The organism is Streptomyces sp. NPDC001093, from assembly GCF_040298985.1.
Classification (GTDB): domain Bacteria; phylum Actinomycetota; class Actinomycetes; order Streptomycetales; family Streptomycetaceae; genus Streptomyces.
The window spans coordinates 1-5,884 of the sequence record NZ_JBEPBF010000246.1 but is presented as its reverse complement, the minus strand read 5'-3'; the positions used below and the strand labels follow the sequence as shown (position 1 = coordinate 5,884).

The following is a 5,884-nucleotide window of genomic DNA, read 5'->3' as shown; positions in this document are numbered from 1 at the left end:
AGCTCGCCGCGCGCGACCGCGGCGAGCAGCCGGGCGGTCGTACGGCGGTGGCGGCCAAAGGCGTAGGCGGAGACGCCCCGGCCGCGCTCGCGCTGGCCCTCTCGCGCGGTGTCGGGGGTGACGTCGAGCAGAAGCAGATGGAGGGTGCCGCCACGGCGGCGGGCCTCGCGGGCGAGCCAGGCGCGCACCCAGCGCTGGGTGCCGCAGTCGTGCACGACGACGCCCTCGCCGGTGCGCAGGGCGCGGCGCAGACCGGCGTAGTGGGCGAGGCGGACCAGGGGGCGGTAGAAGGCGTACGGGAGGGCGCGGGGCAGGCGGGCCGCGAAGCGGTCGCGGGTGTCCTGGGAGTCGATGCGGCGGTCGGCGACCGCACGGCGCATCAGAGTGGACTTGCCGCTGCCGGGCAGCCCGGTGATCACGACCAGGTCGCGGGGGCCGAAGGTCAGGGCGCCGGGGCCGCGGCCCGCGCGGTCGCGCAGGTCACGGACGACCTGGGCCGCGGCGGAGCGCTGCCTCGGCACTGCGATGCCGGTGGTGACGGTGGCGTACACCGGGGTCCTGTTCACCGTGATCGTCCTCCCCCATGGGCTTGGCAATATTCATGCCCCGCACATGTAAAGGGACGGTAATGCACGATGCCCGGCGGTTACGTGCGCGTCCCGCCACAGCTCGGTTACAGATGCGGCCCTGACGGGCGGGGGTGCGGCGTGCAATGATGTGGCCGCCAACTGCATACCGGCCGTTTGAATCCGCGCGGGAGAGTTCCCAGCAGCCTTCGCTGGGACGCCGAAGGAGCAAGTCCCTCCCTTGAATCTCTCAGGCCCCGTTACCGCGCGGGCGAGGCACATCTGAAAAGCGGGCCGCTGCCGCAGTGGCTCCACCCAAGGTGCAAGCCGTGATCGTCCCCGTGGCGGTCCTGGCGAACCTCTCAGGTTCCGATGACAGATGGGGAGGACCGTTCCTCGCCCGTCCTGTCCTTCCCTGGGAGACGACCGACCGATGAGCAGTACCGAACCCACTGAGCTGCGCCACACCGCGCTCGATGCCCTGCATCGCTCGCTCGGTGCGACGATGACCGACTTCGCCGGCTGGGACATGCCGCTGCGCTACGGCTCCGAGCGCGACGAGCACATCGCCGTGCGGACGAAGGCGGGCCTCTTCGACCTCTCCCACATGGGCGAGATCACCGTCACCGGCGCCGCGGCGGCCGACCTCCTCAACTTCGCCCTGGTCGGCAACATCGCCTCCGTCGGCGTGGGCCGCGCCCGCTACACCATGATCTGCCGGGCCGACGGCGGCATCCTGGACGACCTGATCGTCTACCGGCTGGCCGAGACCGAGTACATGGTCGTCGCCAACGCCTCCAACGCCCAGGTGGTGCTGGACGCCCTGGTCGAGCGTTCCGCCGGCTTCGACGCCGAGGTGCGCGACGACCGGGACGCGTACGCGCTGATCGCCGTGCAGGGCCCCGAGTCCCCCGGCATCCTGAAGTCCCTCACCGACGCCGACCTCGACGGCCTGAAGTACTACGCCGGCCTGCCCGGCACGGTCGCCGGCGTCCCGGCCCTGATCGCCCGCACCGGGTACACCGGCGAGGACGGCTTCGAGCTGTTCGTGAAGCCCGAGCACGCGGTCGAGCTGTGGCAGGCGCTGACCAAGGCCGGCGAGGGCGTCGGCCTGGTCCCGTGCGGCCTGTCCTGCCGGGACACCCTGCGCCTGGAGGCGGGCATGCCGCTGTACGGGCATGAGCTGACCACCTCCCTCACCCCCTTCGACGCCGGGCTCGGCCGGGTGGTGAAGTTCGAGAAGGAGGGCGACTTCGTGGGGCGCGAGGCGCTCACCGAGGCCGCCGCCGAGGCTGAGCAGAACCCGCCGCGGGTCCTGGTCGGCCTGGTCGCCGAGGGCCGCCGGGTGCCGCGCGCCGGGTACGCCGTGGTCGCGGGCGGCGAGGTGATCGGCGAGGTCACCTCCGGCGCCCCCTCCCCCACCCTGGGCAAGCCGATCGCCATGGCCTACGTCGACGCGGCGCACGCGGTGCCGGGCACCGAGGGCGTCGGCGTGGACATCCGGGGCAGCCACGAGCCGTACGAGGTCGTGGCGCTGCCGTTCTACAAGCGCCAGAAGTAGACACTGGGCGCGGTCACTGTGTGACCCCGCGCACTTTCCGCTGCTCACCAGCGGTCTCAGCAGTCCCCCCTTCATCAGCACTTCCGCGCGTACAGGAGAATTCAGGCCATGAGCAACCCCCAGCAGCTGCGCTACAGCAAGGAGCACGAGTGGCTGTCGCCCGCCGAGGACGGCGTGTCGACGGTCGGCATCACCGAGTTCGCGGCCAACGCGCTCGGCGATGTCGTCTACGCCCAGCTCCCCGAGGTCGGCTCCACGGTGACCGCGGGCGAGACCTGCGGTGAGCTGGAGTCCACCAAGTCGGTCTCCGACCTGTACTCGCCGGTCACCGGTGAGATCACCGAGATCAACGAGGACGTCGTCAACGACCCTTCGCTGGTGAACTCGGCCCCCTTCGAGGGCGGCTGGCTGTTCAAGGTGCGCGTCGCGGAGGAGCCGGCCGACCTGCTCTCCGCCGACGAGTACACCGCCCAGAACGCCGGCTGAGGAGTCGTAGCCGTATGACCGTCCTGAACACGTCCCTGCACGAGCTGGACCCGGAGATCGCCGCCGCGGTCGACGCCGAGCTCGGCCGCCAGCAGTCCACGCTGGAGATGATCGCCTCCGAGAACTTCGCCCCGCTCGCGGTGATGGAGGCGCAGGGCTCGGTGCTGACCAACAAGTACGCCGAGGGCTACCCGGGCCGCCGCTACTACGGCGGCTGCGAGCACGTCGACGTCGCCGAGCAGATCGCCATCGACCGGATCAAGGAGCTGTTCGGCGCCGAGTACGCCAACGTCCAGCCCCACTCCGGCGCCTCCGCCAACCAGGCGGCGCTGTTCGCCCTCGCCCAGCCCGGGGACACCATCCTCGGCCTGGACCTGGCGCACGGCGGCCACCTGACCCACGGCATGCGCCTGAACTTCTCCGGCAAGCAGTTCAACGTGGTTGCCTACCACGTGGACGCCGAGACCGGCCTGGTCGACATGGCCGAGGTCGAGCGGCTCGCCAAGGAGCACCGCCCGAAGGTGATCATCGCGGGCTGGTCGGCGTACCCGCGCGAGCTGGACTTCGCCGCCTTCCGCCGGATCGCCGACGAGGTCGAGGCGTACCTGTGGGTCGACATGGCGCACTTCGCGGGCCTGGTCGCGGCCGGCCTGCACGCCAACCCGGTGCCGTACGCCGACGTGGTCACCTCCACCACGCACAAGACGCTCGGCGGTCCGCGCGGCGGCATCATCCTCGCCCGCGGCAAGGACTTCGCGAAGAAGCTGAACTCCTCCGTCTTCCCGGGCTTCCAGGGCGGTCCCCTGGAGCACGTGATCGCGGCGAAGGCGGTCTCCTTCAAGGTCGCCGCCTCGGAGGAGTTCAAGGAGCGCCAGCGTCGTACCGTGGAGGGTGCGCGCATCCTCGCCAAGCGCCTGACGGCGGCGGACGCGCGCGAGGCCGGCGTGAACGTCCTGTCCGGCGGCACGGACGTGCACCTGATCCTCGTCGACCTCCGCGAGTCCGAGCTGGACGGCCAGCAGGCCGAGGACCGTCTCCACGAGGTCGGCATCACGGTCAACCGCAACGCGGTCCCGAACGACCCGCGTCCCCCGATGGTGACGTCGGGCCTGCGGATCGGCACGCCCGCCCTGGCGACCCGCGGCTTCACGGCCGAGGACTTCGCCGAGGTCGCGGACGTGATCGCCGAGGCGCTGAAGCCGTCCTACGACGCGGAGGCGCTCAAGGCGCGCGTGAAGGCGCTCGCCGACAGGCACCCGCTGTACCCGGGCCTGAACAAGTAGGCCCGGACAAGTAGATCCCGGGTGGGGCACTCGTGAGGACGGCGCCGCAAGGTGCCGGCGGGTGCCCCACCACCCCCCTGTTTTTGCTGTCTTGAGGAGTGACCGTGGCCATCTCGGTCTTCGACCTGTTCTCGATCGGCATCGGCCCGTCCAGCTCCCACACGGTCGGCCCGATGCGCGCGGCGCGGATGTTCGCCCGCCGCCTGCGCAACGAGGGGCTGCTGGAAAAGGCAGCTACCGTCCGGACGGAGCTGTACGGCTCCCTGGGCGCGACCGGGCACGGCCACGGCACCCCGAAGGCCGTGCTGCTCGGTCTGGCCGGCGACTCGCCGCGCACGGTGGACGTGGAGACGGCGGACGCGCGCGTGGAGGCGATCAGGACCGAGGGCCGGATCAGGCTCCTCGGCGAGCACGAGATCCCCTTCTCCTACGACAAGGATCTCGTGCTGCACCGCCGCAAGGCCCTGCCGTACCACGCCAACGGCATGACGCTGTGGGCGTACGACGCCTCGGGCGCGGAGCTGCTGTCGAAGACGTACTACTCGGTCGGCGGCGGCTTCGTGGTGGACGAGGACGCGGTCGGCGCGGACCGGATCAAGCTGGACGACACGGTCCTGAAGTACTCCTTCCGCACCGGCGACGAGCTCCTCCGCCTCACGAAGGAGACCGGTCTGTCGATCTCCTCCCTGATGCTGGAGAACGAACGGGCCTGGCGCACGGAGGAGGAGATCCGCGCGGGCCTGCTGGAGATCTGGCGGGTGATGCGCGAGTGCGTGCAGCGCGGCATGTCCCGCGAGGGCATCCTGCCCGGCGGCCTGAGGGTGCGCCGCCGCGCGTCCGTCTCCGCCCGCCAGCTGCGCGCCGAGGGCGATCCGCTGGCCCACGCCATGGAGTGGATCACGCTCTACGCGATGGCGGTGAACGAGGAGAACGCGGCCGGCGGCCGGGTGGTGACCGCCCCCACGAACGGCGCGGCGGGCATCATTCCGGCGGTCCTGCACTACTACATCAACTTCGTCCCCGGCGCCGACGAGGACGGCGTGGTGCGCTTCCTGCTGGCCGCGGGCGCGATCGGCATGCTCTTCAAGGAGAACGCGTCCATCTCCGGCGCCGAGGTCGGCTGCCAGGGCGAGGTCGGCTCCGCCTGCTCGATGGCCGCGGGCGCGCTGGCCGAGGTCCTCGGCGGCTCCCCGGAGCAGGTCGAGAACGCGGCCGAGATCGGCATGGAGCACAACCTCGGCCTGACCTGCGACCCGGTCGGCGGCCTGGTCCAGATCCCGTGCATCGAGCGCAACGGCATGGCCGCGGTGAAGGCGGTCACCGCGGCGAAGATGGCCATGCGCGGCGACGGCTCCCACAAGGTGTCCCTGGACAAGGTCATCAAGACCATGAAGGACACCGGCGCGGACATGAGCGTGAAGTACAAGGAGACGGCGCGGGGCGGGCTCGCGGTGAACATCATCGAGTGCTGAGGATGTGGGCCCTGACCAGCGCGTGCGCTTCTTTCGGCGCTGTCAGGGCCTTCCCTGCTTACCCGGCGGAAAGTCCCCGGAATGTCGCACGTTCCGGCAAGCGAGGCAAGACGCGCCGTCCGGTGGTGCGGGGAACGCGCACCCCACACCGTGGTCCGGCGCTGCCATGCCAGGTGACCGTCCGGGGTGACCAGTTCGGTGGGCCTGCGTCGAGTGGTGTCTGCGCGAGCAGGAGGGGTGACGGTGTCAGGTCCGGGCCAGCAGCAGGTCCTCTCCGGTTGACGGGCGCAGGCCGTCGGTGCGGGCGGTGAAGTAGCGCTCGGCGAGCGAGGCGCCCGGGACGTGGCGGGCGTCCGTGAAACCGGCCTCGCGGGCCAGGTGCAGCATCTCGCCGGGGGTGTAGAAGCTGAGGAACGGCGTGCCCGCGCTCCGCGCGCCGGCCTTGCCGGCGCGCAGGCCCCGGCGGGCGGCCGCGGCCACGAGGTGCAGCGGCCGGCGGGACGTGAAGGGGGGGGC

The 5,884-nt window shown here is 71.3% G+C and carries 5 protein-coding genes, 1 pseudogene and 2 riboswitches; of the genes and pseudogenes, 4 read left to right on the top strand and 2 right to left on the bottom strand.

What is annotated here, in order from left to right; translation table 11 throughout:
* Window positions 1-566 (bottom strand): AAA family ATPase (locus ABT288_RS49170; RefSeq protein ID WP_351623314.1); only part of this gene is annotated, 566 nt, incomplete at its 3' end.
* Window positions 567-744: 178 nt separating this feature from the next.
* A riboswitch (glycine riboswitch) is annotated at window positions 745-842 on the top strand.
* Window positions 843-955, top strand: a riboswitch (glycine riboswitch).
* Window positions 956-999: 44 nt separating this feature from the next.
* On the opposite strand from ABT288_RS49170, the gene gcvT reads away from it, so the two are divergent.
* The 4 genes from gcvT (at window position 1,000) to ABT288_RS49150 (ending at window position 5,368) form a co-directional block, all read left to right on the top strand.
* Window positions 1,000-2,127: a glycine cleavage system aminomethyltransferase GcvT gene (gene gcvT / locus ABT288_RS49165; protein ID WP_351623312.1), complete on the top strand. Its 1,128-nt coding sequence runs from the start codon at window positions 1,000-1,002 to the stop codon at window positions 2,125-2,127.
* 108 nt (window positions 2,128-2,235) lie between these two features.
* Window positions 2,236-2,613: a glycine cleavage system protein GcvH gene (gene gcvH / locus ABT288_RS49160; RefSeq protein ID WP_351623310.1), complete on the top strand. Its 378-nt coding sequence runs from the start codon at window positions 2,236-2,238 to the stop codon at window positions 2,611-2,613.
* Between the two features lie 14 nt (window positions 2,614-2,627).
* Window positions 2,628-3,896 carry a serine hydroxymethyltransferase gene (gene glyA / locus ABT288_RS49155; RefSeq protein ID WP_351623308.1) on the top strand — a complete coding sequence of 423 codons (1,269 nt, stop codon included), beginning with the start codon at window positions 2,628-2,630 and terminating at the stop codon, window positions 3,894-3,896.
* 104 nt (window positions 3,897-4,000) lie between these two features.
* Window positions 4,001-5,368 carry an L-serine ammonia-lyase gene (locus ABT288_RS49150; protein WP_351623306.1) on the top strand — a complete coding sequence of 456 codons (1,368 nt, stop codon included), beginning with the start codon at window positions 4,001-4,003 and terminating at the stop codon, window positions 5,366-5,368.
* A 246-nt stretch (window positions 5,369-5,614) separates the two neighbouring features.
* Here the strand turns inward: ABT288_RS49150 and ABT288_RS49145 are convergent.
* Window positions 5,615-5,884 (bottom strand): annotated as a pseudogene (locus ABT288_RS49145) (SAM-dependent methyltransferase); the annotation flags it as partial.